This is a genomic window from Paraglaciecola chathamensis S18K6 (assembly GCA_000314955.1).
Taxonomy (GTDB): Bacteria; Pseudomonadota; Gammaproteobacteria; order Enterobacterales; family Alteromonadaceae; genus Paraglaciecola; species Paraglaciecola chathamensis.
On record BAEM01000007.1, the window covers coordinates 123,730 to 149,700 of the forward strand.

Here is a 25,971-nt window from a genome sequence, read left to right on the forward strand (position 1 = left end):
CATCGCAATAACGAGACCAAATACAATGGATAAAACATTTAGCCCACAAAATATTGAACAGCAATGCTACCAAGCGTGGGAAAATAATGGCTATTTCAAAGCCAGCGGCGAAGGCCAACCTTACTGCATTTTATTACCGCCCCCCAATGTCACCGGTAGCTTGCACATGGGTCACGGTTTTCAACAAACCATCATGGATACCCTGACTCGCTACCACCGAATGAAAGGTGATAACACCTTGTGGCAATGTGGTACCGACCATGCTGGTATCGCCACGCAAATGGTGGTCGAGCGTCAATTGAACGCGCAAGGTAAAACCCGTCATGACCTAGGCCGAGATGCTTTCGTAGATAAAATCTGGGACTGGAAAAAAGAGTCCGGCGGAAATATCACCCAGCAAATGCGTCGTTTAGGCACCTCTCCTGACTGGGATCGTGAAGTGTTCACCATGGACGATGACCTTTCTGAAGCCGTTAATGAAGTCTTTGTGCGCTTGCACGAAGAAGGCCTAATTTATCGTGGTAAGCGTCTAGTAAACTGGGATCCTGTATTACATACAGCCGTATCTGATTTAGAAGTGCTTAGCGAAGAAGAAAACGGCTTCATGTGGCACATGCGCTACCCTCTTGCTGATGGCACAGGCGAGCTGATTGTTGCCACCACACGTCCAGAAACCATGCTTGGTGATACCGCCGTGGCTGTTCACCCTGATGACGAGCGTTACCAAGCGCTTATTGGCAAGCAAATCAAATTGCCGATCACCGGCCGCCTTATTCCGATCATTGCGGATGACTATGTTGAGCAAGACTTTGGCACTGGCTGCGTAAAAATTACCCCAGCCCATGATTTCAACGATTACGACATGGGTAAACGTCACAACCTTGAGATGATCAACATTCTCACCGATGACGCAAAAATTAACGAAATCGCTCCAGAGCAATACCGCGGCCTTGACCGCTTCGATGCGCGTAAGCAAATCGTCGCGGATCTAGAAGCTGCTGGCATTTTGGTTAAAATTGAAGATCATAAACTAAAAGTGCCCCGTGGCGATCGTTCTGGCTCGGTTATCGAACCCTACCTAACAGACCAATGGTACGTAGCAGTTGAAGAACTCGCCAAACCTGCGATTGATGCGGTGAAAAGTGGCGAGATTAAGTTCGTCCCTGAAAACTGGGACAAAACCTACTACCAGTGGATGAACAACATTCAAGACTGGTGTATTTCACGTCAACTTTGGTGGGGACACCGTATTCCTGCTTGGTACGACGAGAACGGCAAAATTTACGTCGGTCGCACTGAAGCCGAAGTTCGTGAAAAGAACGCCCTTGATGCGAGCGTTTCCTTGCGTCAAGACGAAGACGTACTAGACACCTGGTTCTCATCTGCCCTTTGGCCGTTTGCCACTATGGGCTGGCCTAAGAAAACGCCTGAGCTAGATACCTTCGTACCAAGCGCGGTATTGGTCACAGGTTTTGACATCATCTTTTTCTGGGTAGCCAGAATGATCATGATGACCAAAAAATTCACTGGGCAAATTCCTTTCAAAGAGATTTACATCACCGGCCTTATTCGCGATGAGCAAGGCGATAAAATGTCGAAATCGAAAGGCAATGTAATTGACCCAATAGATTTGATTGATGGGATCAGCATTGATGACTTAGTGGCGAAACGCACCTCAGGCATGATGCAGCCCAAATTAGCGGCCAAAATTGAGAAGAACACGCGTAAAAGCTACCCAGAAGGCTTCGCAGCCTACGGTACTGACGCGCTGCGCTTTACGTTTGCCGCAATGGCGTCCACCAGCCGCGACATCAGCTTTGATGTAAAGCGTGTTGAAGGCTACCGCAACTTCTGCAACAAGCTGTGGAACGCGTCACGCTTTGTGTTGATGAACGCCGAAGATCAAGACACAGGTGCCAATGGCGGCGACATGGAGCTTAGCCTGGCAGACAAGTGGATATTGGCTCGCTTCCAGCAAACGCTAAAAGACTTTGAAGATGCCTTGAGCGGTTATCGTTTTGATATCGCTGCGAATTTAGTATACGAGTTTACCTGGAATCAATTCTGTGACTGGTACTTAGAGCTATCAAAACCAGTGCTAAATTCAGAAGTGAGCACAGAAGCGCAAAAACGCGGTACTCGCCATACATTGGTTAACGTACTTGAAAGTATTCTGCGCCTAGCGCATCCGATAATGCCTTTCATCACAGAAGAAATTTGGCAGCGCGTAGCGCCGTTATGTGGCATTCAAGCCAATAGCATCATGACTCAGCCATTCCCTGTACAAAACGAAGCTTTGCGTGACGAAGACACCCTAGCTGAAATGGAATGGATCAAAAGCGTGATCGTAGGCATTCGTAATATACGCGGCGAAATGGATATCTCTCCGAACAAGCCACTAAATGTATTACTAAGAAATGCCAGTGCCCAAGATTGGCAACGCCTGCAAAGTAGCCGCGAGTTTTTAGGGGCGTTAGCAAAACTTGAAAGCGTTGAATTGTTGCAGCCTGAAGAAGAAGCACCAGCCAGTGCCACAGCACTTGTGGGCGAAATGGAAATTCTTATTCCAATGGCCGGTTTGATTGATAAAGACGCCGAGCTAGCCCGTATCAACAGAGCTCTTGCAAAAATTGAAGCTGACTTTGGCCGCACACAAGGTAAATTGAATAACGAAAAATTCGTTAGTAATGCGCCACCAGCGGTTATTGATAAAGAAAAAGCCAAGCTTGAAGACTTCTCCATGCAAATAAAGAAGTTAAAAGAGCAAAAAGAGACTATCGAAAATCTATAGTCATTGATGAAGGCAACCGAACTTACCTTTGTTAGTTCGGTTGCCTTTACCGCAAAATGTGACTTTGCTCTTTATCAGCTTAGACTAAAAGCTGATTACCGATTTCATCATATATGTGATATTTATATTAAACGTATCAAATAGTTAAGCTTTTAAGGTGATTTAGGTAATGTCATGAACAGAACACAAATACTACTGTTACTGACGGGTGTATTTTTCACCTTCTTTACCTGTGCACAAACGCCTACGTCTACCACTTCTGCGCCTAATAAACAGAACATATCCATTATTTATGCCTCTGACATGCCCGTCATTGGGCTAAAAAAGGTCGGTGGGTACCCTGAACTTGCAAGCGCCCTACAAAGTTATCGAAATCAAAAAAATACTAACACTTTCTTTTTGTTCGGTGGCAACAGCCTAGCGCCAAGTCCGCTTGCATCCTTAGATCGCGGTACGCATATCATCGACATTCTCAATAGCCTTGAGCCTGATGCGATGTCTGTTACTAAGCGTGAATTCAGTTATTATGAAGATGAACTGTCTTTACGGGCCTACGAAGCTGCTTTTCCCATTGTTGCTAGCAATGTCTTTGATAAACGCAGCCAAGCTAACGTAGACGGGTTATTAGACAATGTTATTGTGGAGCAACGCGGCGTTAAGATAGGCATCATTTCAATTTTAGATGAGAGTGCAATTTCAGATTACTTGCTCAAGCAAGTCGTGATCCTTGACCCGCAAAAAGTGATTTCAGACTCGGCCTATGAATTACGAGAACAAGGCGCAGAACTTGTCGTGCTTATGTACTCCTATAACTTTCCTTTTATTGACCAGTTGTTGTCGAAGGACACGGTTGATATCACTATTACAACTAGCCCAGAGTTCACCAATCTGCCCAATGAAATTATGCCTAAGCACCCTAATGCAGTGGTACTGAGTAAACTTAATTATTTAGCTGAACTCAAACTGACATTAGACAAAGAAAGCGGCGATATCTCCAATCTAACTTGGCAGGAAAAAGAATTATCTGGCTTTCCCAGCGACCCAATTTTAGCAGGGCAAGTTAAAGGTTATACCTCTCGATTAAATCGATTGTTAAACCAACCGATAGCCACCGTCATCAGAGACTTTCAAACGCTAAGAACCAGCGTTAGAACACAAGAGAATGCCTTTGCCAATTTGGTGGCTGATACGGTTCGAAAATTTGCTAATGCTGATATGGCCCTTATCAATGGCGGTATTATTCGTGGTAACCAGAGCTATGTTGAAGGCCAAAGACTCACCCGAAGAGATATCGCCCAAGAGCTCCCCTTTCGCAGTAAGTTAGCTGTGCTCACCATCACAGGCCAACAACTCAAACAAGCACTTGAAAATGGCTTGAGTACCATTGAGCAAGTGCGTGGAAGATTCCCGCAAATTTCGGGGATAGAAGTCACTTATCAACCAAAAAATAACGTGGGCGAAAGGATCACATCTATTAAAATTGATGGAGAAAACATCAACCCTACGCGTTCTTATAAGCTCGCAACGACAGATTATCTTGCCAATGGCGGAGATGGTTATCAGGTGTTAAACGAATGCCCCAAAATTGCGTTGGGCTACATGGATCCACCAATGGTCGTTGATGTACTCATTGACAGTATCCGTCAACAGGAAACACTTGGCCCGACCCTAAGCCAAAGACTGGTGCAATCTGATGACTGAAACGAGCACCTCTGCCACTGTCGCTGCCTCGAACAAATCGAAAGCGCGAATATCTTTAAGCTCGGTATTTGCACTCTCGTTTATCAGCGTGTTCGTCATATTCATTAGCGTGACTCTTTTAGCCTATTCAAAATTGGTCGATTTCAGAAATATTCTTGATAGCATCGCTAATGACTCTTTGCCCCAAGTGGTTTTCTCTGAGCAAGTGAATAACCACATTGCCACTTTATCTGCGATTAGTGACGGCTTGAGTTTTGCGTCTTCTGAACCCGCACTGCGTATAGCAGAGCGCAATGTTCATCAAAAAATTGACGAAATTCGTAGCTTAGCGGAGCGTCGTGAAGGCACCCAATATTTAGACTTTCACTTAACTGCGATTGAGAGCGAAATTCTCGAGTTGAAAACCCTTGCTCTGCACCGTATCAAGATGGCGAGTTTACTTTCAACTCAAGAACAAGCCTTGTACGCATTGAACGACAGAGTCGTAAAACTCACCACAGATACCAGCTTATCTAAACAAGATATTCAAATGCTACAACGCTGGCGGGCTGCTATTTTTGAGGCGGTTGCATTGGCCAGTAACGCCGTCAACTTGTCTCGTTTACAAACCATTCGTCAATCTTCGTTTAAAGTCACTGAAATCATTGATGAGCTTTACAGCAATATTCAGCAATTTCCTGCGGCACAAAAGCCAAAAATGCAGGCCATAGTCGCAGAGTTCAATCAAATAGCCCTCAGTGAAAATGGCATTTTTCCACTACAAATAAACCTATTACGATTATCAGGTCGTGTTACGGGTGGCGGCAATTTTGTGCATAGTCTCATTGCTGATTACTCTCGCTTGCTTAACTTTAAATCGTATCAACTGAGTGATTCACTGATCACGCAAACTCGCCGAACGTCCGTTCGCATCAGTGAACAAATTCAGAATGTGGGTATGTATGTACTCAGTGCCCTACTCCTGCTGCTAATTATCGTATTTTTCATTCAAAATCGCGTGGTTCGTCGCCTCGTTAGGTTAAACGCAGTCGTTCAAGACAGAGCAAATGGCTTCAGTAATTCGACCCATATATCCGGTAATGATGAAATATCTGATATTGCTGACACCATTGATTATTTTGCCGCTACGATTGAGCAGCAAAAGATCACCTTACAGCAATTATCCTTACTTGATGGACTAACCGGTATCCCTAACAGACGAGCTCTTGATGAGCGCCTAGCGCATGAATTGAAACTGGCAACACGTGAGAAATGGCCACTGTCACTATTAATGGTTGATGTTGATTTCTTTAAACCCTTTAACGACAACTATGGGCACGTGGCTGGGGATGAAGCTCTGGTGTCAATTGCGCAAATCCTTGAAAGTGTCGCTAAGCGCAGCGGTGATTTCGCCGCTAGGTATGGCGGTGAAGAATTTGTGTTTATCCTGCCAAATACAGATCAAACCGGCGCGAGAAGTGTCGCAAGTACCTTACTAAACAGTGTGCGCAATGCCAATTTAGAGCATAAATACAACCCAAATACAGATCACATCACAATCAGCGTGGGCATAGCGACCAGCCTACCAGGTGAAGCAAAAGACGCTGACTATCTTCAACGACTTGCAGATCACGCTCTGTATGCTGCGAAGCAAAACGGTCGAGATCAAGCTATTCACTATCTTGATATAATTAGTCAAGCATAAAAAACACCGTAATGACGGTGTTTTTTTCTATCTAGCTTTTCGCTAGGTTTTGCTCAAACTGTTCTTCAAACCACATACGCAACATGTTCTTTTCATAGCGTAAGTTTTCAGAGGAGAAAAACGGGTTGTGACGATCTTGAAACGACATGTCTTTCAAGTTCTGCTCACCTTCTTGCAAAACCGTACCGTCAGCCCCTAGCAACTCAAAACTAAAGGCAATACGCGGAATATCAATGCTCTTAATCAAGCGCACATCGTTCGCCCCATTGCCAATCCCGACAAACGAAGCCGGCCAAACCTGGCCTGCTAAATCAAGGTTAGTGACCGTCATATTCAGCGTTTGTCCTTCTGGCAAGGCTTCTGCCAACTCAACTAAATACTCATCTAGCTGTTTAAACGTGCGCTCTTTAAAACGCTTACGCGATTCATTTGACGGGCGCACATCAGTGTATTTGTCTGTGTTCTCCCACGTCACCTCAACTTTTCCTTGGCTATACGCTTGTGCTGATAGCATTAAGGAGACTCCGGACAACAAAACTACGGCTAATTTTTTCATATCCTTCCACCTCTCATATATGATTGAGTAAAAGATGCTATACGTATGATGACATAGCTTACACGAGCGTGCTGAATACAACCTGAATCTCGGTTACTTTCATGTTACTCAAGCAAATCATTCAAGATAGCCACCACAACGTTTAGCTATTTAGTACTTATACTTAATAGACCGACGTAAGACGAATAAATTCGCACCTTTATTTAGGGCGTGTTGATCTTTGCTGAACGAATTTTGGTCTAAATAGAAGCGTTTTAATCGCGGAACAGTCCTGCGGGCCTAGTGTAATAACACCACTTCATACCCGCTAGGAGAACTCGTTGATGTTTCAACACTCACAATGTAATTCTCATTTTGGTCAATGTTGAGCATCGGGCTGCGTGTGAGCAACAATTGTGTATCGTCCTCTTGGTTATGCACAATCACAATTTCATACTGGCCGCTTTTCACGGTCAACCGTGCTGAATGCTCAAACGCTAGGTTTTGCGCACGATACTTAGCGGTGGCGATTGTTTCATTTTGTCGCACAAAAAATACGTCAAGCGCGGCGTAATCAGGGGTCACGTTGACTACTTGCACATCATGCTCCACGTTTTGCGGTAAGTGGCTTTCTTCAAACGTCAGCGCATCTAATGTTTGCTCAGCATTTTCATACAACACAACCGCTTTGCTTCGACCTTGGGTTAAGCTGAGCAGTTGATTGGAAAATGCGAAGCTTTCGTCATCTGAGGCTTTGCCTGATAGCTGATAATCTCCATGGGCGATAGCATCAAACTCACTTAGACCATTCGCTGCTATGGTTAATGCGCGCTGTTCATCTTGGGCACCCACAATGTCTACCGACACCTCTTTATCATCTAGACTGTTATAAATTCGAAATTGTGCGGCTTGATCTATTGCAGCGTAGGTATTCACCGATGAAGAGTTAATCACCAGATCCAGTTCTAAATTGTTTTTAATCGCCCCCGCACTTGAACGAATAATAAAGGTATATTCGGTGGCGTACTGAAAGCTAATGTCAGTACTTTCAAACACGGGTGTATCTTCACCGGGTAGGGTCAAGTAAACATGGTAATCACCTTGACTAAACGACTGACTGTCTTCAGCCTGCCATGATTCAAACTGGGTTAAGGCCCCCTCAGAAACGCTGGAAAGCAAATGTGCATCAGCAAAAGTGTCACCACTTTGTGCTAAATATAAATCATAGTCTTGGCCTGTGCTGAGCACCGAGGTGGCGAATAATCGAAAGCGACTAACTAACTCGGTGCGTTCAATAGGATAAGCACTAAAATTCGCAGCAGAGGTATCACCACTTAGCACCACAAGTAACTTTTTCCCTGTGGCAATGTTCGCAGAGAGCTCCCCCAAAACTTCGCTGCTACCATCGCTATCTTGTTGACTAAACGACAGTTGAACATCACTTTGTTCAAGAGAGACAACACTTGTTGCATCACCATACACGGCAGATCCAATATTGTTCGCCTCATCAACCGTAACGTACACCGCACCGCTGTCGGCTGAGCCATTGTAGAATTGCAAATAGGGCTTATCGTATTTTTCGCTCTTTTCATTGTCATCCGAACCGCCACATGCGCTAATCTGCATGCCTAACATTGCCAGTAATAAGCCCCTGAATATAAAACGTACCATGGTGTATTCCCTTGTTGTTAAATTGCATCGTTTCGATCACGACGAGTAGGCTTATCATCCTAATGACATGGCGCGGTGAGTCTCGATCATAATTGCGAGGATTTGTGAATAATTGTAACCCTCAGATGAGCTTTGCTTGGGGGTTTGATAGCATGCCATGATAGGAACTAACTGAGCACAGACTCGTTGGCTTACTACATTTCAAATGCAATTTTTCGTGATATAGGTGAATTTAATGCGAAAATTTAATGGGCAGATTTAATACAAAAAGCCTTAGCATAAGCTTGCTCGTGCTATGTTTTTTTGCCCTACCTCATACTGCCCTCGCAGACTGCACAGGGCAGCAATGTATAGAGTCAGGTCAGTGGCGATTCGGGTTAGCCTTGGGGGTTGGCGCAAAAAGCAATCCCCTTGTCGATGGTGACGCGATCCCATTGTTGGTGCTACCTGACATCGCCTATTACGGTGACAACCTCTATCTCGATAACACAGAGTTGGGATACCAGTGGCTGCAAAGTGACACATCCGCAGTGGATACATTCGTCAGTATTAACAGCGAAAAAGCCTTCTTTACCTTTTGGCACCCAAGTAATCTATTGCTTCCTGCCAACAACGCGTTTAACCAAGCGGTTGGGCCTTCAAATGAGTCCCCTTATGATACACGTCGCGTATCAATTGATGATGTTCAAAGTAGAAAGTGGGCTATCGACGCTGGCATACGTTGGCATATCCGAAGCGGCAACTCACAATGGCGTTTCACGGCAAAAACCGATGCCACAGGCGTACACAATGGCCATCAATTTGAAGTCGGCTATCGCTATCATTGGAAATGGCAAGATTGGCAAGTCAGTATCGCACCGGGAATAACTTGGAAGAGCAGTCAATTAATTGATTACTATTATGGGATATACCCACAAGATAACCTCGACAGCACGTTTTACTATCAAGGCGCGTCGGGCTGGCAACCCACTATGGCGATAGGGGCGAGTAAGGCAATCAACCAAGATTGGCAGTGGCTAGCGCGGGCAAGTTATACCTGGTTTAACAGCGGCATGACGAACAGCCCACTAGTAGATCAGTCATTCACCCGTGCTGTATTTATCGGTGTTGGATATGTATTCGAATGACTAGCCTAGTCATCATTATATCGTTGGAGCATTGCTAGTTTGAGAGTGCTGTTAACCTGTTTGGGCATAGTGGGCTGTGTATTGCCCAGCGTCATTAAAGCTGAAGAACATCATTTAAGTTGGCTAATTCAGCCGAATGTCTGCGTTGCAGAGCGGGCGAACGAGCCATGCACCTTTACTCTCTCAGTTGAAATACATAACAATAAACAGCAAACATATTGTGTTTATTTATCGCAACTTTCCGAACAGCGTTTGTTTTGCTCTACCCAGCGCCAGCTTCAGCGAAAGCTATCGTTAACGATCGATAACAAAGCCAGTTTATTGCTTAAAAATTCACTGGGTGTAACGGTAAGCGAACAAACGCTACGCGTGAAATCGACCCAACGCCGCACCCGATTTCGGGTAAACAGCCCATGGAGCTTATTTTAATGTCACACATTCTGCTTGTCGAAGACGACAAACGATTGAGCCAGCTCGTCTGTGAATACTTAACCCAGCACGATTTTAAAGTTACAGCCTTACCTGACGGTACCGCTTTATTAGAAACGCTCAAGCAAATTAAACCGGATGTGCTTGTACTAGACGTGATGCTTCCAGGAGAAAACGGCTTTACTTTATGCAAGAAAATTCGCCCTCACTATCAAGGGCCACTACTATTTATGACCGCCAAAGATAATGATTTTGATCACGTACTTGGCCTAGAAATAGGTGCTGACGACTATATTGTTAAGCCTGTGGAACCTAGAGTGTTGTTAGCCCGTATTCAAGCTTTGCTGCGCAGAAGTGCATTGCCACAATCCCAAAGCGAACAGGCAAAGCAATTATGTTTTGGTCAACTGCAACTCGATTACTTAGCGCGTAAAGTCGTTTTACACGGCCAGGATGTACCATTAACCAGCCATGAGTTTGATATGTTATGGAAACTCGCATCAAACGCGTCACAACTGGTCGATCGCAATACCTTGTATCGGGAATTAATTGGCCGTGAATACGACGGCTTAGATCGCTCAGCCGATGTGCGAATTTCGCGGCTACGCAAAAAACTTAAAGACGATCCTCGCCAACCATATCGAATAAAAACCATATGGGGAAAGGGATTTTATTTTGTAGCTGACGCGTGGGGATAAGCAGTCTATATGGCGCGTCTATTTATTAGCTTGTACTTGTTTATTGTGTTGGCCATGATTGGTTTAAGCGCTGGGCTCGAGCGTGCTTTTAGCCCAGAGCCGCAAGGCCCCACCGGCCATGTAAAAACAATTATGACGCTTTTCGATACCGCCATTAACACCCATAGTGACCCACTACAGCTTGCAAAAAACACTCAACTTCCCTATCGGATCGTACCATACGCCAGTATCGGTTGGAGTGAGCAAAGTGCTGCGCAGCTCAAAGAAAACAAGAGTGTCTTACTTTTTGATGAAGCCATAGGCGAACAGCTATATATCCCGTTGAGCAATACCGATTTACTAGAGCTAGATATCACCAGAGCGCAAAACAATGGCCGAACACTCGCCCTGTACAGCGGTATATTCTTTCTCTTACTTGGCGGCCTTATCGCCCTTTGGATTTGGCCATTGTGGCGCGACTTAAGTGAACTGAAGCGCAGCGTTAGCCACGTTCAGGATGATGGCAGCCTGGCTGATAACCACATTTCGCAGACGTCCCTTGTTGCTCCTATCGCGCAAGCGTTAAACGATATGAGTGTGAAAGTGAAGAGCTTACTGCAGTCTCAACGAGAATTGTCAGGCGCCGTTGCCCATGAGTTTCGTACGCCCTTAGCTAGATTAAAGTTTGCTCTTGAAGCGCGCCCCAGCGCTGGCTCGCCTCAATGGCACGCCATGACGCTAGATGTAGAAGAATTAGAGCGCTTGGTGCAAGAAATGCTTGATTACTCAGGCAGTGATGTACTTTCCCCTGAGTTGAATTTAGCTGAAATCCCGCTAAAGGCATTAACCACCCAAGTGGTACAACAATTACGGGAACCTTATTTGGCACAACTTGATATTTCAATTGAAGGTGAAGCTCTTATTTTGTTGGCCGACGATCATTTTGTGCAACGGGCGCTAGAAAATCTATTGATTAACGCCAGTCGATACGCCAAAACCTGTATTTGTGTCACGATTTATCATGCACAACAGGACGTTGTTGTGAGTGTTGAAGATGACGGCCCCGGCATAGATAAAGCAGTGCAAGAGAAAATATTTGACGCATTTTATCGGCCTGATGAAGCACGCACTCGTGCATCAGGGGGAGCCGGCTTAGGTTTAGCTATTGTGCGGCGTATTCAGCAATGGCATGAAGGCGATTGTCAGGTTCAGGACTCTCGCCTAGGCGGGGCAAAATTCATATTGCGCTACCCTAGGCGCAACACTTAACGCATTAACTGATTGGGTTTATTCACGCCCTGTGGATGCTTCTTTAGGCTGATCTCTATCAATCTTTAGAGCGATGAACAAAGCAAGTTGACGTATTTTGAACTACGAACTGCTATAATGCGCCGCGTTTATGTGCCTTAAGTATCTCGGTTCAGTCTAGGAGCAGCAATGAGTGACCGCATTCCCGTTAAAGATATCTCTCCGGTTCAGGTTCATCGCCCTGACAAAAGCAAACACAATGATCACTATACCCCTCGCAGTCGCATTTATGTGCGAGCAGTAAAAGGGGCATTAGAGAACTTCAGACGCTTCTTTGGTTTGGTGTTTTTATCACTTTTTGCCATTCTTCCTTGGCTACAATTTGAAGGCAGCCAAGCCATCTTGCTGGATATAGGTGCACAGCGCTTTCAAATATTTGGCCTAACCTTATGGCCACAAGATCTTACCTTACTAGCATGGATTTTTATCGTTGCTGCATTCGCTTTGTTCTTTGTTACCACCTTTGCAGGACGAGTATGGTGCGGTTTTATGTGCCCCCAAACCACATGGACTTTTATCTATATTTGGTTTGAAGAAAAGATTGAAGGTAGCCGCAATAAGCGCATCAAGTTAGATGAACGCAAAATGGACACCGACAAATTCGTGCGCAAAACCTTAAAGCATGTTGCTTGGGTCAGTGTTGCCCTACTCACATCGCTGACTTTTGTGGGTTACTTCACACCGATTGACGCACTGTTCATCGACTTTTTTACTTTTTCATCTAGCTTTTGGGCGACAGTATGCGTGCTGTTTTTTGCCGTGTGTACATATGGTAATGCAGCCTATATGCGCGAAATTATGTGCACCCACATATGCCCGTATGCGCGTTTCCAAAGTGCCATGTTTGACAAAGACACCTTTACAGTAGCCTATGATGCCGCACGTGGTGAACAGCGCGGCCCTCGTCCACGCAAGGCGACTCGAGAGCAAAATGCCGCCAAAGGCTTGGGCGATTGTATTGATTGCAACTTGTGCGTACAGGTATGCCCAACAGGTATCGATATTCGAAATGGTCTGCAGTACGAGTGCATCAATTGCGGTGCCTGTGTTGATGCCTGTAACGGCGTAATGGATAAAATGAATTACCCAAAAGGGCTCATAAGCTTTACCTCTGAAACACAATTAGCTGGGGGCCAGACTAAAATATTCCGCCCTAAACTTATCGGTTATGCGGTTGTTTTGGTATTGATGAGTGCACTATTGGTGTTTGAATTATTAAGCCGCGTGCCGTTAGAGGTCGATATCATTCGAGATCGTAACGCCCTATATCGTGAAACTAATGACGGCCTAATCGAGAACGTTTATACACTCAAGATACTGAATAAATCACAACATACTCAGCATTTTGATATTAGTGTGAATGGCCTAGAAGGCCACAGATTCATAGGTGATGAGAGTGTCACTGTGATGGGTGGTGAGGTATTTAACTTGCCAATCAGTATCGCTATCGACCCTTACCAATTGGATGAGCCCGTGACTGAATTTAGCTTCACTATTCGCTCCCAAGAAGACGAGGATGCCATTATCAAACAGCCCTCTAAGTTCTTGTATCGCTAATGAGCACCTTTAATTTTAGTGAACTCACACCGGACCTTATTCTTGACGCCATCGAATCAGAGGGCGTCTTGGTGGAATCCGGCCTGTTAGCCTTAAACAGCTATGAAAATCGTGTCTATCAATTTATCGGCCAAGATAATAAACGTTATGTCGCAAAGTTCTATCGCCCCCAACGCTGGAGCGAAGCCCAGTTAAATGAAGAACATAGCTTTTCATTAGAGCTAGCGGAACATGAGGTTCCTGTGGTTGCGCCTATGGTGATTAATGGCAAAAGTTTGCACCAGTATCAAGGCTATCAATTTGCGCTTTTCCCTTCTGTAGGGGGCCGCCAATTCGAAGTCGACAACCTAGATCAGCTGGAATGGATGGGACGCTTTATCGGGCGTATACATCAGGTGGCTAAAACGCGATTGTTTTCCCACAGGCCCACCATTGGGATTGAAGATTACTTGGTTAAGTCTGTGGCTGAATTACAAAATAGCCAGCTTATACCACAGAGCTTGCACGAGGCTTTTTTCACCATTTTAGAGCAGGTGGTCAAATTAACGAGCGAGCGTTATCACACCACGGATATCATCCGATTGCATGGTGATTGTCACCCAGGCAACATCTTGTGGCGTGATGGCCCTACTTTTGTCGATTTAGATGATTGCCGCAACGGCCCAGCCGTACAAGATTTATGGATGATGTTATCTGGCGATCGTCAGTCGCAGTCATTGCAGTTAAGTACGATCGTTGAAGCTTATGATGAATTCTGTGAATTTAACCCTACGCAGTTAAGCCTGATTGAGCCACTTCGCGCTATGCGTATGGTTCATTACATGGCTTGGTTGCATAGGCGCTGGCAAGATCCTGCGTTTCCTCAGGCCTTTGCTTGGTTTGCTGAGCCTAAATATTGGGAGCAGCAAATTCTGGCGCTCAAAGAGCAGTTTTCAGCGTTACACGAAACTGAACTTCGTATTTGACCTTATTCAGACTGCGTTAATGCACGCCCCATAAGATATATTTTCTTATAACTGGTTACAAAGTGCAGTCGGCATTTTATTTTAGCTATGCTAATCTGCTCCGAGTTATTTTTACTAAAGAGATGAATTAACAATGAAAAAAATCATACTTGCTTTTGTTTTTGCGGTTTTAGTTCCGCTTCAAGCATGCGCTCAAGAAACATGGAAAGAAGGTGAGCATTACACCATCATTAACGAAACCGCCACCGACAAACCTGTCATAAATGAGTTCTTCTCTTATTGGTGCCCGCACTGTTTTCAGTTCGAACCTATCGCTAAAAAAATTCAAGAGAAAATGGGCGACGACGTAAAGTTTGAAAAAGTACATGTAAACTTCATGGGCTTTACCAGTGCTGAAACCCAAGACGATGCAAGTCGTGCCCTTATGGTAGCCCGTGCGCTGAAGAAAGAAGATGCCCTAAGCACCGCTATCTTTCGTTACATACACGTACAAAAATCACCAATCACTAACATCAAAGATTTGAAGAATATCTTTATGGTTAATGGTGTAGCAGAAGCAGATTTCGACAAGCTGGTCAGCAGCTTTGGCGTAAATAGCATGCTGAAAAAGAACAACAAGTTAGTTCAAGAGTACCGTAACCACTTGCGCGGTGTGCCTAACTTTATTGTCAACGGTAAGTATCAGGCTAAGTTTACTCGTGATATGACCAACGACGATATCGTGAATTTGATTGTGTGGTTGTCTAAGCAAAAGTAACACGTTGTAATTGGCTGAGTAGCTAAGTAACGTTTATCAGCTTACTTAGTTAAAGCGAGGTTTCACTAAGCAACCTATTAAAGCCCCATTTGAGCATTTCAAATGGGGCTTTTTTGTGGGGTAATTTAAGTGGCTAAGCTCGGTACAAAAACCTACCAAAACCGCGTCACCACTGGCTTTACTCGGTTAAAAATAGATTTGATATGTCGTGACTTGAGCATGTTTTGTGTCAGTATGTTACTACTTGCGAATATTTACCGAGACATCGAGTGCAAGATTTGACGCTCATACTGGGTAAATATCAATGTATAAAACCCAAGTATCGACCTAGGACGACGTTCACCCTGTCCACGACTTTGGTGTCGTAGTTCTCGGCCTCTATTGTTCAGGGGTGAGGTAACTATGCAAGACAATATCCAGTCTACAGCAGGCGTCTTCAAATGGCTGCGCGGTATTACCTTTATGGTGTTATGGCTAACAGTATGGGCTGTTGCACAACTCATGGAATATACCGCCCACGCCAGTGTGTGGTTCCCCGCATCAGGATTAACCTACGCCGCTTTGCTGATCATTGGCTCATCTGCCGTATTACCATTAACGTTTTGTGCTGTCATCGTCACTTTGCTCACATGCATACAATACGCTTTGCCATTAAACTTACCCCAAGCGATACAAGCAGGCCTGCTATTCGCCGGGGCGCATATTATTCCCTATTGGCTAAGTGCACAGCTATTTGTGTGGATAGCTAAATTAGATCGCCTAAGCACACCTGGTATGATTATTCTTTATATTATTCACTCTGGGGTAGCGTCTCTGTGTACAACTGTGCTGGTGATATACAGCCTCGTATTTAGCAATATGATGCCAGCAAGTGACATCAGCCAAACGTGGCTTGCGTTTTGGATTGGAGATTATGCAGGCGTGCTTATTTTAGCTCCTTTGTTTAGTGCTTTACTGAGCGAGCATTTTGAGAAAACACGTTTCGTGCTGAAAAAGTATCTTAGTCCTAATCAAACCAAAGCAAGTCCCTTTTATTTTTGTAAGATGATGCTTGTGACCCTGCTTGTTAGCTTCATCATGCTATTGAACCAATATACTCAACAGCAAGAGAGTGCCTTTGTAATCTTCTTGCTGGTGCTACCGCATATGTGGATTGCTTGCACCGAAAGTGCGCTGTTCAACATGCTTAGCCTGACCTACAGTTGCCTGCTTATTGCGATATTTGTGAACCTATTTGGCCTTAATGAATATGTATTGATCTATCAATTTGCCATTATCATTGTTGCGGCAAACGCTTTATTTGGCATCGCCGTGCCTGCGTTAGTGGCAGACAACGAAAAATTACAAGCAATTATTACCACCGATGCCCTCACTCAAGCAGCCTCACGACAACATTTTATGCAACAAGCCGAACGTGCAGTTAATCGTAGCCTGAACGATGAAATGCCACTGTCTCTTATTATGTTCGACATGGACAACTTTAAAAAAGTGAATGATACATTCGGTCATAGCGCTGGCGACAAAGCATTGCAGAGTGTTTGCCAAGTGGCGCAGCTTTCCTTGCGCCCTACTGATTTACTTGGGCGTTTCGGTGGGGATGAATTTGTCGCTTTACTGCCTGACTCGACTAACGTGGAAGCCCAGCAAATTGCACAGCGTATTTTAACCAGTGTCAACAAAGCAGAAGTCGCCCCAGGACAACCGATTCACTGTAGTTTTGGCGTCGCTCAATTAAGCCAAGATCAGAATTTTACCGAATTATTTAATGCCGCTGACAAAGCCCTGTATAAGGCAAAGCAACAAGGGCGCAATACGATAGTTAATGCCCAAAGCCTAGATGCAAAAGAACTTAGTGCCAAAAACAAGACACCAGCTGGGGGAAATCTCGTTTAAATTTGCCAGTCTATCGGCCTGCGACCGCTGTCTTTTAATATCTGATTGGTTTGTGCGAAATGCCCACACTCAAAGAACCCTCTATAAGCTGACAAAGGCGACGGGTGCGCAGCGGTTAATACATGATGTTTAGATGCATCAATTAACGCTGCCTTTTTCTGTGCATGGCTGCCCCACAGTAAAAATACGACACCACTGGCATGCTCATTGAGCTGAGTAATCACGTTATCAGTAAACCTTTCCCAGCCAATTTTGGCATGAGAATGCGCCTTAGCTTGCTCAACAGTGAGCACAGTATTGAGTAAGAACACACCTTGAAGCGCCCAAGACTGCAAACAGCCGTGATCAGGTACAATAAAGTCAGGGAAATCGTGTTGCAGAGCTTTGTACATGTTTTTTAGCGAAGGAGGCGGTTTAATGCCTTTTTGTACTGAAAAACTCAAACCATGGGCCTGTTCTGGCCCGTGGTATGGGTCTTGACCAAGAATAACCACTTTCACTTGGTTAAGCTCGGTATTGGCAAACGCGTTAAATATATCTTTGTCAGGCGGGTATATCACTTTACCTTGAGCGCGCTCGCTGGCGATAAAATGCAAAATATCGGTGAAGTAAGCTTGCCGCTTTTCTTCACCGAGTACATCTTGCCATGTAGCGGCTTGGGTCATTTATCCCGCCCTTGTAAAATCAACGCAACACTTAGCCTAATAAGCTAAACAAGTGCTTTTTAAGCGTTTCATAATCGCTTGGTAAGTCTACCGCTAGGCTTTCTTTGGTAGAACAGTCAACCAAAGGCTGAGGCAAACTAATCGGCTGACCGAGTACGTTCTCTACCGTTTCACGGAACTTAGCTGGGTGCGCTGTACCTAGGAATATACCGGTATCGCCTTCTTCCATATGGCGAACCAATGCTTTGTATGCAACTGCGGCATGGGGCTCACTAACGTAGCCGATTTGCGCAAGTTGGCGCATAGCCACCTGAGTGTAATCTTCATCAACGGTATCACCTGAAAGCACTTCACGGGGTAAGTAACCCTGCTCAATGATTGCTTCGATACGTGGCCAATTGTTTGGTTGGCTTACATCCATTGCGTTAGACATGGTCGCAACTGTGTCTTTTGGATCCCATTCGCCCGTTTTTAAATAACGTGGAACGGTATCGTTTAAGTTAGTTGCCGCAACGAAGTGCTTAACCGGCAAGCCCATGGTTTTAGCAATCATACCCGCGGTTAAATTACCAAAATTACCGCTAGGCACAGAGATAACTGCGTTTTCACGTTGCTCTTTGCTTAGCTGTGAAATCGCTTCAAAGTAGTAACACACCTGAGCAACCAAACGGCTGATGTTGATAGAGTTCGCAGAGTTAAGGTGTAACCCTTCACGCACGTCTACATCATCAAAGGCGCTTTTTACCATTTGTTGACATGCATCGAAATCATCTTCAATCGATACCGTATGAATGTTGTCACCTAAGGTAGTAAACAGTTTTTCTTGTAGCGGGCTAATTTTGCCTTTCGGGAACAAGATAACCACATTGATGTTATCTAACCCGTGGAACGCGTGAGCAACCGCAGCACCCGTATCGCCAGAAGTGGCGGTTAGAATGGTGATTTTCTCGCCCGCGGCAATTTCAGTTAAACACTGGGCCATAAAACGGCCGCCAAAGTCTTTAAACGCGAGGGTTGGCCCGTGGAACAACTCAAGGCTGTAAACGTTGTCAGCCACTTTCGCCAAAGGCGCTTCAAAGGCGAAGGCACGCTCAACAATACCTTGCAAACGGTCCCGCGGGATCTCGTCACCAATTAATTGACTCAGAATTTCAACCGAGCGCTCAACGAACGGCATATCAAGAATGGCGTCGATGTCATCAAATGTTGGCAAACTAGTTGGGAAATATAACCCTTGGTTTTTGCCTAACCCTTTTTTAACCGCTTCTGCAAAGCTGACTTTGTCTGAGGGGTCTTTTAAATTAACTAGTTCCACGTTTCTTACCTTATGTGCTTTTTCAATAAAGCGTATTTTTAATAGTATGCTAGGCGCTGATATCTTTTGCCACAGCACCTTGTTCATCAAGCTGACATACATGGCTAAAGCCGGTGTCGTTTTGAATGTAATTCTCTTCTAACCAGGTGCTGATGGTTTGCGCCTGTTCAAGGTTATCGCACACGGCGAAGACCGTTGGGCCCGAGCCTGAAATACCGAATGCCATCGCGCCATTTTGCATCGCAAACTCACGAGATTCATCAAAGTAGGGTAGCAATGATTTTCGATAAGGTTCTGCGATTACATCTGTCATCATGCTCACCGCTAGTTTTTCATCTTGGCGATACAAGGCATCAATAAAGACCGCCAATTGACGACCAAATTTCAAGGTATTTGGCATCGACACTTGCTTAGGCAGAATATCTCTTGCGGCAGCGGTTGATACAGTGATACCTGAATAGCATGCCACCCAATACCAATGCTTGAATGTAGGCAGTTGTAGAGCCAGAGTGTCGGCCTGTTCCGCCATTAGCGTTAACCCACCTAAATAACAAGGTGCGACATTATCATAATGTACGCTGCCACTGATCTGACCTTCTAACTCACCCATAATCAACAACAGTTCGTGTTGGTTAAAAGGCACGTTTCCTAATAACTGGCCGTAAAATTCATTCAAACCATGCAGCGCAGCCACCACTGATGCAGCACTTGAACCTAAACCACTGCCTATTGGCAAATGCTTGTGCAGGATCATTCGTACCGCCGGCAGTTCTACGCCCTTTTCACGCATCACTTTTACAAAGTGCTGGTAACAGCGCGTCACTATGTTGGTATCGTGATCAGCTGGTAATTTATGAGCAAAAGCGCCTTTGACTTCAAGACTGAATTCATCCGCTAATGCAAGGTCTACTTCATCACCAAGCACTGTGCCATCGATCGGCTTTAACGCGGCACCGAGTAAATCAAAACCTAAGCTAACATTACCTGTTGAAGCTGGGGCAAAAGCGCGCAGCATTTTACCCGCCATGTCATTAAATTCACTCATTACACGTCTTGCTTCCATGGCATGGTTCTAAGTACATCAGCAAACACACCTGCAGCTGTAACTGCCGCGCCAGCACCATAGCCACGTATAACGTAAGGAATAGGCTGATAATAGTTACTGTGGATAGCCAAGGCATTTTCACCTTCTTTAATCACAAACAGTGGGTGATCTTCACCAACCGCTTGAATCGATACCACACACTTACCTTTGCTGATAGAGCCGACATAACGTAGTACTTTGCCTTCTTCTTTCGCCGCGTTGACTTTCTCAGCGTACAAATCGTCAAGTTCTGGCAACTTAGCCATAAACTCTTCAATACTACCGCTGTCGTCAAAGTGTGACGGCAATACGGGCTCAATTTGAATATCATCAAGTTCAAGCTGTAAGTCCGCTTCTCGGGCCATAATTAATAGCTTACGAGCAACATCAGTACCGCTTAAATCATCACGAGGGTCTGGCTCAGTAAAACCGTTTTTCTTAGCAATTTCGGTTGCCTGAGACAAGGTTAAGCCTTCATCTAGTTTGCCGAATACGAATGACAACGAACCAGATAAAATCCCTTCAAAACGCTGAAGCTCATCCCCTGCGTAAATCAGTTTTTGCAAGTTATCGATAACCGGCAAGCCTGCGCCCACTGTGGTTTCATACAAGAACTGACGGTTAGTATTTTGTGCGGTATCACGCAGTTGCTGGTAATAAGCGTATGAAGCGGTATTGGCTTTTTTGTTTGGCGTAACAACGTGAAAACCACTATTCATTAGCTCAACATAAAGCTCTGCAATCGCAGTACTGCTGGTGCAATCTATCACTACAGGGTTAACCAAACTGTTACGCATTACAAAGTCTTGCAAGGCATCAACTGATAGTGACTGCTCACTGTTATTCAACTGGCCTGCCCAGTCAGCGTTCAAATCAACACCGCTGGCTTCAAGTAAAAGTTTACGGCTATTGGCGATACCGTAAATTTTCAAACTGATACCACGTTCAAGTAATACTGCTTGCTGGCGAGCAATTTGCCCGAGCAGCTCTTTACCCACGGTGCCACACCCTACCAAGAACACATCGATAGCATGTAAATTGGAAAAGAAATTTTGATGAACCACTTTCACTGCTTTTCTCGCCTTGCTGCTTTCAATAACCGTTGAAATTGAACGCTCAGATGACCCTTGAGCAATCGCTACATTGTTGACGCGCGCTTGGGCTAATGAACTAAAGAACTTAGCTGCCAAGCCTTGTGAGTGGCGCATACCGTCGCCAACCAAAGTTACAATTGCTAGGTCATGACGTACTTCGATAGGGTCAAGCAGGTTATTGGCCAACTCAAGGGCGAACGAGTCTTCTAGCAAATCTTGCGCACGCGTGGCGTCTTTGCTGTGAATACAAAAGCTAATGCTGTATTCAGAAGATGACTGCGTAATTAAGCTAATAGAGATGTTGGCATTCGACATAACTTCAAATACACGACTGGCCATACCGACCATCCCCTTCATGCCTGGGCCTGCCACATTAAACATGGTCATATCATCAAGATGCGAGATGCCTTTAACACTGGTCCACTTGGTGCTTTTTTCATTGCTGATAAGCGTGCCTGGGGCAGCTGGGTTTAAGGTATTACGAATAAGGCAAGGTATGTGATGCTGAGCAATTGGCCCAATGGTTTTCGGGTGAAGTACTTTGGCCCCGAAATAGGACAGCTCCATAGCTTCTTGATAGGTTAATTTATCAAGCAACACTGCGCCATCAACCTGGTTAGGATCGGCATTATAAACACCGTCTACATCAGTCCAAATTTCACAGCACTGGGCATCGATACATGCGGCTAAAATAGCGGCTGAATAGTCAGAGCCATTGCGCCCCAACGTGACCTTTTCACCTTCGGCGTTAACCGCTACGAAACCTGGCATAATCAATACCACGTCGCCAGAGCTATCTACGTCACTGAAACGCGCTTTACTCACGGCTACATCAGCGATGCTATCAAGGTAATCGCCTTCGGCAAGAATCAGTTCAGCAGGGTCAATAATTTGGTTTTTAGTACCAAGCGTAGTCAATATTTGACTGAAAATGTTCACGCTCATGTACTCGCCAATACTTAAAATTTTAGCGACTACAGATTCAGGTGCGCAGCGCAATAACGCAAAACCTTCAAGGTGTTGATTTAACTCATTCAATACATTCTTAATGTAAGGGGCAAGCTTGCTGTCATCGAATTCAGGTAGGGTATTTTTCAAATCATCTAAAATACCGAAAAGCACCATGTTCAGCTTAGCAAACAACTCACCGTAATCTTTACCATTTCCCGCTTCTTCACATAACAGAGATAATGCATTGGTCACGCCTTTAGGGGCTGATAACACAACAGCCGCGCCATTGGTTGCATGGGTATCCAAACAGATATCTTTTACCCGTAAATAACGCTCTGCATCAGCTAAAGACGAACCGCCAAACTTCAACACCTTCATTTATTTTGCTCCTCTGTTGGTTGTTTACGCAGGGCTTTCACCGCGTCGAAACAACCATTAATTAACTTTTTGCTGCGCTAAATAACAAAAAAGCCCGCTATATTTGCGGGCTTTATGTCTGTTTTATGTGCACAAGCCAGCAATCACCTCAAAGAGGTAATAATCATAATCATGCCGGTGGTGCTTGTTATTATTTTCGAATCTACGTTCATGGAGTTCAATTTGCCGTATAGACGTCTATATGTCAACCGTCTAGACGTCTTGTTTTTATATTTTTTATCCGTTAGTAGGTATTAAAAGAATAAGCACCACTAAAACTAACTCAATATAAATCAGCCACTTAAAGAAAGTTACACCAAAACCAAACCAGAAACCCAGGCCAAAATGGGTAATATTACACCCAGATTTAGACCGTTTTTATTTTATACAAGGTACAACCCCTCCTTAAATCCCCTGACTTGTAGAATTTATCCTCGCATTTCCGTTGGCTCAATAGCTACATGAGATGAGCAAACAAGTACTTAGTGGCCAAAAGCGCTAATCGCCCTCTTCAATCCCTATTTTGCGCTACAAAGAATGAAATAAATTGGGTTCACACATGAAATAACTCAATTGGTAGGCTGTCTTTTGACAACATAGACTTGAGCATCTCAACGCAAAACAACTTAAGAGCGGCTGCGCAATGACTTGTCTGTGGCTACTGGTATTGGAGGAAAAGATTATGTTCGTTGTTGTTTATCAATTTGCTGTCAAGCCCGAACATGAAAGCCAATTTGTTAAAGCATGGTTAAATACGACGAAAGGCATCGCCCTGCATAAAGGAGGTTTAGGTTCTCGTTTACATCGCGATAAAGCCGGTTCATTTATCGCCTATGCGCAGTGGCCTGACGAATACACTTTTCAGGCAGCAAAAAAAATCTTTATGTCTGAAGAGTACGAAAAGCACAGGCAGACAATGCAGGCCTGTCTCGATGTGAAACAAACGCGCATTCTCCATGAAATGAACGTTGCTATTGATTATTTACAACCTTTCTCGTCATCACAAAATACGCCATTAGGTAATTAACTATGTTTCATCTATCCATTATTAAGCTCAGTGTGGTTATTTTAACGGTATTTCTGCTGCTTGCGGTGCCACAATGCTGCAGCGCATTTGAGCGAACCACTTCTAAAAAAGAGGTAGATTTACTGATAAAAGCGCCAGAGATAGATATAGGTGGAACACTACTTGTCCCGCAAACCGCTAAACGTGACCTGCTTGTCATTTTTACTTCAGGAAGCAGTTGGCAAGACCGCGACAGCACCCTGTTTGACTTCCCTATGTTTAAGGTTATTGCTCAACATCTAGCTCAGGCGGGTATCGCTAGTTTTCGTTACGATGACAGGGGTGTTGGCACGAGTACTGGCGATTTTGTCAACAGCACATTAGATGATTTAAGCTCTGATTTAGATAGAATAATGACTTTTTTTGCCACTAACAAAGCCCACCATTATCGGCACTTCGTGCTGCTTGGGCATAGTCAGGGCGGTATCGTTGTTAGCAAGGCTGCAAAGAACAATCAAAATGTAAAAGCAGTTGTACTAGCGGCATCACCGGGGGTGACCATTTCACAGCTGGTACTTGCGCAAATACGTTTGGAATATTCACTCAATAATCACCCAGTGGCTGATGTTGAAAATGTCGTGTCTGCCAATAACGAATTGCTGTTTGCTGCGTACAGTCATCAGAATACAGATGTGGCCTTCCTGCGTTTGAAAGAAAGCTATGCTCAGCTCCTGAAACCCAGTCAATTGTCTAACACTTCCACTGATAGTGATTTAGAGAACCGGATTAATAACACCGCAAATGAAATGAAAATCAATTACGGGCTACCGGCGCTAACGTCTTTCGCCTATTACGATCCACTTAATGACCTAACCGAATTACGAATCCCCGTGCTCAGTCTTCATGGAGGAAACGACAGACAAGTCACGATTGAACCAAACAAAGATCGTCTAGAGACAGCTCTACTTAAGAGTGGTAGCCCCTATCGAATTAAAGTGTTTGAAGAAGCTAATCACTTTTTTCAACCCTCAAAAACAGGGCTGAGTAATGAATACGGCACATTGGAAAAGCACTTTGTGAACGGTTTTCTTGATGAGATTTCGTCTTTTATACTTCACCTTTGAAAGCACATTATTCCAAAGTAGAGAGTATCGAACACAAGTTTAGATCCCATGAACAGTAACGTATACATAAATCACCCACTGCGCTTTGCATGCGACAAATTTTTAATCCGCCACAAACCAAAAACTCAAAGGCAATGGCTGCAAGAATTGCTTATTATGCCTGATGTTGACTTAGAAATTGATAGTTTTGGCACAGGCCCGGCTTTGGAGTTGCTCGAATCGAAGATGGCGAAACTCTTGGGCAAACCTCGTGCTCTGTTCCTTCACAAAGGAATGATTGGTCAGTTGTGTGCCTTAAAATATCACGCAGATACAAGTGGTTGTAATACAATTGCCATTCACCCTCAATCCCATATTCAAGTAGATGAGTTACAGGCTTATCATGAACTTTTACGTCTCAACGCCCATTTCTTCGGCACGTTGAACAAGCCTTTTACCTTGGGTGATATTCATCAATTACCCTCAAACCTTGCCGCTGTTTGCCTTGAGCTCCCTACTCGTCATGCAGGGTTTCAATTACCTCAATGGCAGGACTTAGAGACGCTCAACAGGCATAGCAAACAAAACGGTTATGCATTGCATTTTGACGGTGCGAGATTATTTGAATCTGCACCTTATTGGAATAAATCCTACCAAGCTATTACTCATTTAGCAGACAGCGTGTACGTTTCTCTCTACAAATCTCTCGGTGCTATGGCAGGCGGTATAATTGCCGGTGATGAACACTTTATTGAAAGCCTATCACCTTGGAAAAGTCGCTTTGGAGGAGACGTAAACACAGTTTTCCCTTACGTTTTAAGTGCTTTGTGGGGAATTGAGAACTACTTACCGCACATCCCCGACTATTGCCTTAGAGCCAAACAATTGTCACAGCTTTTAACAGAAGTATTCGGCCAGCAAGCAGTCCCCTTCGAGGTTCAAACAAATGGCTTTGTTCTTCAGTTGCCGATTGAAAAATTTTTCCTCGACAGAGCGGTTTTACGTTATGCAGACAAACACAAAACTTGGCTGTTCGATAAGATACTTGATGGACCAAAGCGCACCAGCCGAGTAGAGATTCAGGTAGGCAACGCTTTGAACGAATGGAGCGACCAAGAAGTGGTAGAGGCACTACACTGCGTCATCTCTATGGCTGGTGAAATCAAAAAATGAAACATAATACCCATTAGGCCTACCCTATTGGCTTTATAGGCATGTCACGCCTTTTACCACTTCATCGT

20 protein-coding genes are annotated in these 25,971 nt (G+C 44.6%); 14 read left to right on the forward strand and 6 right to left on the reverse strand.

Annotated features, from left to right (window positions below; all coding sequences use genetic code 11):
- Positions 1 to 25 precede the first annotated feature (25 nt).
- The 3 genes from GCHA_RS02355 to GCHA_RS02365 all read left to right on the forward strand — a co-directional run bounded on the left by GCHA_RS02355 (position 26) and on the right by GCHA_RS02365 (position 6,176).
- Positions 26 to 2,791: a valine--tRNA ligase gene (locus GCHA_RS02355; protein ID WP_007984617.1), complete on the forward strand. Its 2,766-nt coding sequence runs from the start codon at positions 26 to 28 to the stop codon at positions 2,789 to 2,791.
- Between the two features lie 174 nt (positions 2,792 to 2,965).
- The gene (locus GCHA_RS02360; RefSeq protein WP_039991964.1) at positions 2,966 to 4,492 is read left to right on the forward strand and encodes a bifunctional metallophosphatase/5'-nucleotidase; all 1,527 of its coding nucleotides are present in this window, start codon (positions 2,966 to 2,968) and stop codon (positions 4,490 to 4,492) included.
- Positions 4,485 to 6,176: a GGDEF domain-containing protein gene (locus GCHA_RS02365; protein ID WP_039991966.1), complete on the forward strand. Its 1,692-nt coding sequence runs from the start codon at positions 4,485 to 4,487 to the stop codon at positions 6,174 to 6,176. Before GCHA_RS02360 ends, GCHA_RS02365 begins: the two co-directional genes overlap by 8 nt.
- Before the next feature lie 31 nt (positions 6,177 to 6,207).
- Here GCHA_RS02365 and GCHA_RS02370 read toward each other — a convergent pair whose 3' ends face one another.
- Together GCHA_RS02370 and GCHA_RS02375 are read right to left on the reverse strand one after the other, a co-directional pair.
- Complete coding sequence (locus GCHA_RS02370; RefSeq protein WP_039991967.1) at positions 6,208 to 6,732, reverse strand: DUF3016 domain-containing protein; 525 nt, start codon at positions 6,730 to 6,732, stop codon at positions 6,208 to 6,210.
- A gap of 279 nt (positions 6,733 to 7,011) precedes the next feature.
- Positions 7,012 to 8,382, reverse strand: a complete 1,371-nt coding sequence (locus GCHA_RS02375; protein WP_007984630.1) for a DUF4397 domain-containing protein — start codon at positions 8,380 to 8,382, stop codon at positions 7,012 to 7,014.
- 248 nt (positions 8,383 to 8,630) lie between these two features.
- On the opposite strand from GCHA_RS02375, the gene GCHA_RS02380 reads away from it, so the two are divergent.
- The 8 genes from GCHA_RS02380 to GCHA_RS02415 all read left to right on the forward strand — a co-directional run bounded on the left by GCHA_RS02380 (position 8,631) and on the right by GCHA_RS02415 (position 17,095).
- A complete protein-coding gene (locus GCHA_RS02380) occupies positions 8,631 to 9,509 on the forward strand; it encodes a MipA/OmpV family protein (protein WP_007984632.1) in 879 nt (292 codons plus the stop codon).
- 45 nt (positions 9,510 to 9,554) lie between these two features.
- Positions 9,555 to 9,938 carry a DUF3019 domain-containing protein gene (locus tag GCHA_RS02385; RefSeq protein ID WP_318248918.1) on the forward strand — a complete coding sequence of 128 codons (384 nt, stop codon included), beginning with the start codon at positions 9,555 to 9,557 and terminating at the stop codon, positions 9,936 to 9,938.
- Positions 9,938 to 10,636, forward strand: coding sequence for a response regulator (locus tag GCHA_RS02390; RefSeq protein WP_007984637.1), 699 nt, complete (start codon positions 9,938 to 9,940; stop codon positions 10,634 to 10,636). Before GCHA_RS02385 ends, GCHA_RS02390 begins: the two co-directional genes overlap by 1 nt.
- A gap of 9 nt (positions 10,637 to 10,645) precedes the next feature.
- On the forward strand, positions 10,646 to 11,884 hold the full coding sequence (locus GCHA_RS02395) for an ATP-binding protein (protein WP_007984640.1): 1,239 nt from the start codon (positions 10,646 to 10,648) through the stop codon (positions 11,882 to 11,884).
- Positions 11,885 to 12,052: 168 nt separating this feature from the next.
- A complete protein-coding gene (ccoG, locus tag GCHA_RS02400) occupies positions 12,053 to 13,480 on the forward strand; it encodes a cytochrome c oxidase accessory protein CcoG (RefSeq protein WP_007984642.1) in 1,428 nt (475 codons plus the stop codon).
- Positions 13,480 to 14,445: a serine/threonine protein kinase gene (locus tag GCHA_RS02405; RefSeq protein ID WP_007984644.1), complete on the forward strand. Its 966-nt coding sequence runs from the start codon at positions 13,480 to 13,482 to the stop codon at positions 14,443 to 14,445. The genes ccoG and GCHA_RS02405 overlap by 1 nt, the downstream gene beginning before the upstream one ends.
- 133 nt (positions 14,446 to 14,578) lie before the next feature.
- Positions 14,579 to 15,202, forward strand: coding sequence for a thiol:disulfide interchange protein DsbA/DsbL (locus tag GCHA_RS02410; RefSeq protein WP_007984646.1), 624 nt, complete (start codon positions 14,579 to 14,581; stop codon positions 15,200 to 15,202).
- A 402-nt stretch (positions 15,203 to 15,604) separates the two neighbouring features.
- Positions 15,605 to 17,095: a sensor domain-containing diguanylate cyclase gene (locus GCHA_RS02415; protein ID WP_007984650.1), complete on the forward strand. Its 1,491-nt coding sequence runs from the start codon at positions 15,605 to 15,607 to the stop codon at positions 17,093 to 17,095.
- On the opposite strand, the gene ung is transcribed toward GCHA_RS02415, so the two are convergent.
- Genes ung through thrA form a run of 4 tightly spaced genes read right to left on the reverse strand, consistent with a single transcriptional unit; the run spans position 17,092 to position 22,582 of the window.
- Positions 17,092 to 17,760, reverse strand: coding sequence for a uracil-DNA glycosylase (gene ung, locus GCHA_RS02420; RefSeq protein WP_007984652.1), 669 nt, complete (start codon positions 17,758 to 17,760; stop codon positions 17,092 to 17,094). The genes GCHA_RS02415 and ung overlap by 4 nt on opposite strands.
- Before the next feature lie 31 nt (positions 17,761 to 17,791).
- Positions 17,792 to 19,075: a threonine synthase gene (gene thrC / locus GCHA_RS02425; RefSeq protein ID WP_007984654.1), complete on the reverse strand. Its 1,284-nt coding sequence runs from the start codon at positions 19,073 to 19,075 to the stop codon at positions 17,792 to 17,794.
- A gap of 49 nt (positions 19,076 to 19,124) precedes the next feature.
- A complete protein-coding gene (thrB, locus tag GCHA_RS02430) occupies positions 19,125 to 20,120 on the reverse strand; it encodes a homoserine kinase (RefSeq protein ID WP_007984656.1) in 996 nt (331 codons plus the stop codon).
- A complete protein-coding gene (gene thrA / locus GCHA_RS02435; RefSeq protein ID WP_007984658.1) occupies positions 20,120 to 22,582 on the reverse strand; it encodes a bifunctional aspartate kinase/homoserine dehydrogenase I in 2,463 nt (820 codons plus the stop codon). The genes thrB and thrA overlap by 1 nt, the downstream gene beginning before the upstream one ends.
- 721 nt (positions 22,583 to 23,303) lie before the next feature.
- Between thrA and GCHA_RS02440 the strand changes: the two genes are divergently transcribed.
- The 3 genes from GCHA_RS02440 to GCHA_RS22290 are packed head-to-tail and all read left to right on the forward strand — an operon-like array spanning position 23,304 to position 25,903.
- Entirely contained in the window at positions 23,304 to 23,648 is a 345-nt protein-coding gene (locus GCHA_RS02440; RefSeq protein WP_007984661.1) for an antibiotic biosynthesis monooxygenase family protein, read from the forward strand.
- Positions 23,649 to 23,650: 2 nt separating this feature from the next.
- Complete coding sequence (locus GCHA_RS22975) at positions 23,651 to 24,751, forward strand: alpha/beta hydrolase family protein (RefSeq protein ID WP_007984663.1); 1,101 nt, start codon at positions 23,651 to 23,653, stop codon at positions 24,749 to 24,751.
- Positions 24,752 to 24,799: 48 nt separating this feature from the next.
- Positions 24,800 to 25,903, forward strand: coding sequence for a threonine aldolase family protein (locus GCHA_RS22290; RefSeq protein ID WP_007984665.1), 1,104 nt, complete (start codon positions 24,800 to 24,802; stop codon positions 25,901 to 25,903).
- Positions 25,904 to 25,971 lie beyond the last annotated feature (68 nt).

Coding starts and splice junctions, on each gene's coding strand:
- thrA (WP_007984658.1), bottom strand. CDS start 22,582: ATGAAGGTGTTGAAGTTTGGCGGTTCGTCTTTAGCTGATGCAGAGCGT.
- GCHA_RS02355 (WP_007984617.1), top strand. CDS start 26: ATGGATAAAACATTTAGCCCACAAAATATTGAACAGCAATGCTACCAA.
- GCHA_RS22975 (WP_007984663.1), top strand. CDS start 23,651: ATGTTTCATCTATCCATTATTAAGCTCAGTGTGGTTATTTTAACGGTA.
- ung (WP_007984652.1), bottom strand. CDS start 17,760: ATGACCCAAGCCGCTACATGGCAAGATGTACTCGGTGAAGAAAAGCGG.
- GCHA_RS02375 (WP_007984630.1), bottom strand. CDS start 8,382: ATGGTACGTTTTATATTCAGGGGCTTATTACTGGCAATGTTAGGCATG.
- ccoG (WP_007984642.1), top strand. CDS start 12,053: ATGAGTGACCGCATTCCCGTTAAAGATATCTCTCCGGTTCAGGTTCAT.
- GCHA_RS02365 (WP_039991966.1), top strand. CDS start 4,485: ATGACTGAAACGAGCACCTCTGCCACTGTCGCTGCCTCGAACAAATCG.
- GCHA_RS02370 (WP_039991967.1), bottom strand. CDS start 6,732: ATGAAAAAATTAGCCGTAGTTTTGTTGTCCGGAGTCTCCTTAATGCTA.
- GCHA_RS02390 (WP_007984637.1), top strand. CDS start 9,938: ATGTCACACATTCTGCTTGTCGAAGACGACAAACGATTGAGCCAGCTC.
- GCHA_RS02405 (WP_007984644.1), top strand. CDS start 13,480: ATGAGCACCTTTAATTTTAGTGAACTCACACCGGACCTTATTCTTGAC.
- thrB (WP_007984656.1), bottom strand. CDS start 20,120: ATGAGTGAATTTAATGACATGGCGGGTAAAATGCTGCGCGCTTTTGCC.
- GCHA_RS02360 (WP_039991964.1), top strand. CDS start 2,966: ATGAACAGAACACAAATACTACTGTTACTGACGGGTGTATTTTTCACC.
- GCHA_RS02440 (WP_007984661.1), top strand. CDS start 23,304: ATGTTCGTTGTTGTTTATCAATTTGCTGTCAAGCCCGAACATGAAAGC.
- GCHA_RS02410 (WP_007984646.1), top strand. CDS start 14,579: ATGAAAAAAATCATACTTGCTTTTGTTTTTGCGGTTTTAGTTCCGCTT.
- GCHA_RS02415 (WP_007984650.1), top strand. CDS start 15,605: ATGCAAGACAATATCCAGTCTACAGCAGGCGTCTTCAAATGGCTGCGC.
- GCHA_RS22290 (WP_007984665.1), top strand. CDS start 24,800: ATGAACAGTAACGTATACATAAATCACCCACTGCGCTTTGCATGCGAC.
- GCHA_RS02395 (WP_007984640.1), top strand. CDS start 10,646: ATGGCGCGTCTATTTATTAGCTTGTACTTGTTTATTGTGTTGGCCATG.
- GCHA_RS02380 (WP_007984632.1), top strand. CDS start 8,631: ATGGGCAGATTTAATACAAAAAGCCTTAGCATAAGCTTGCTCGTGCTA.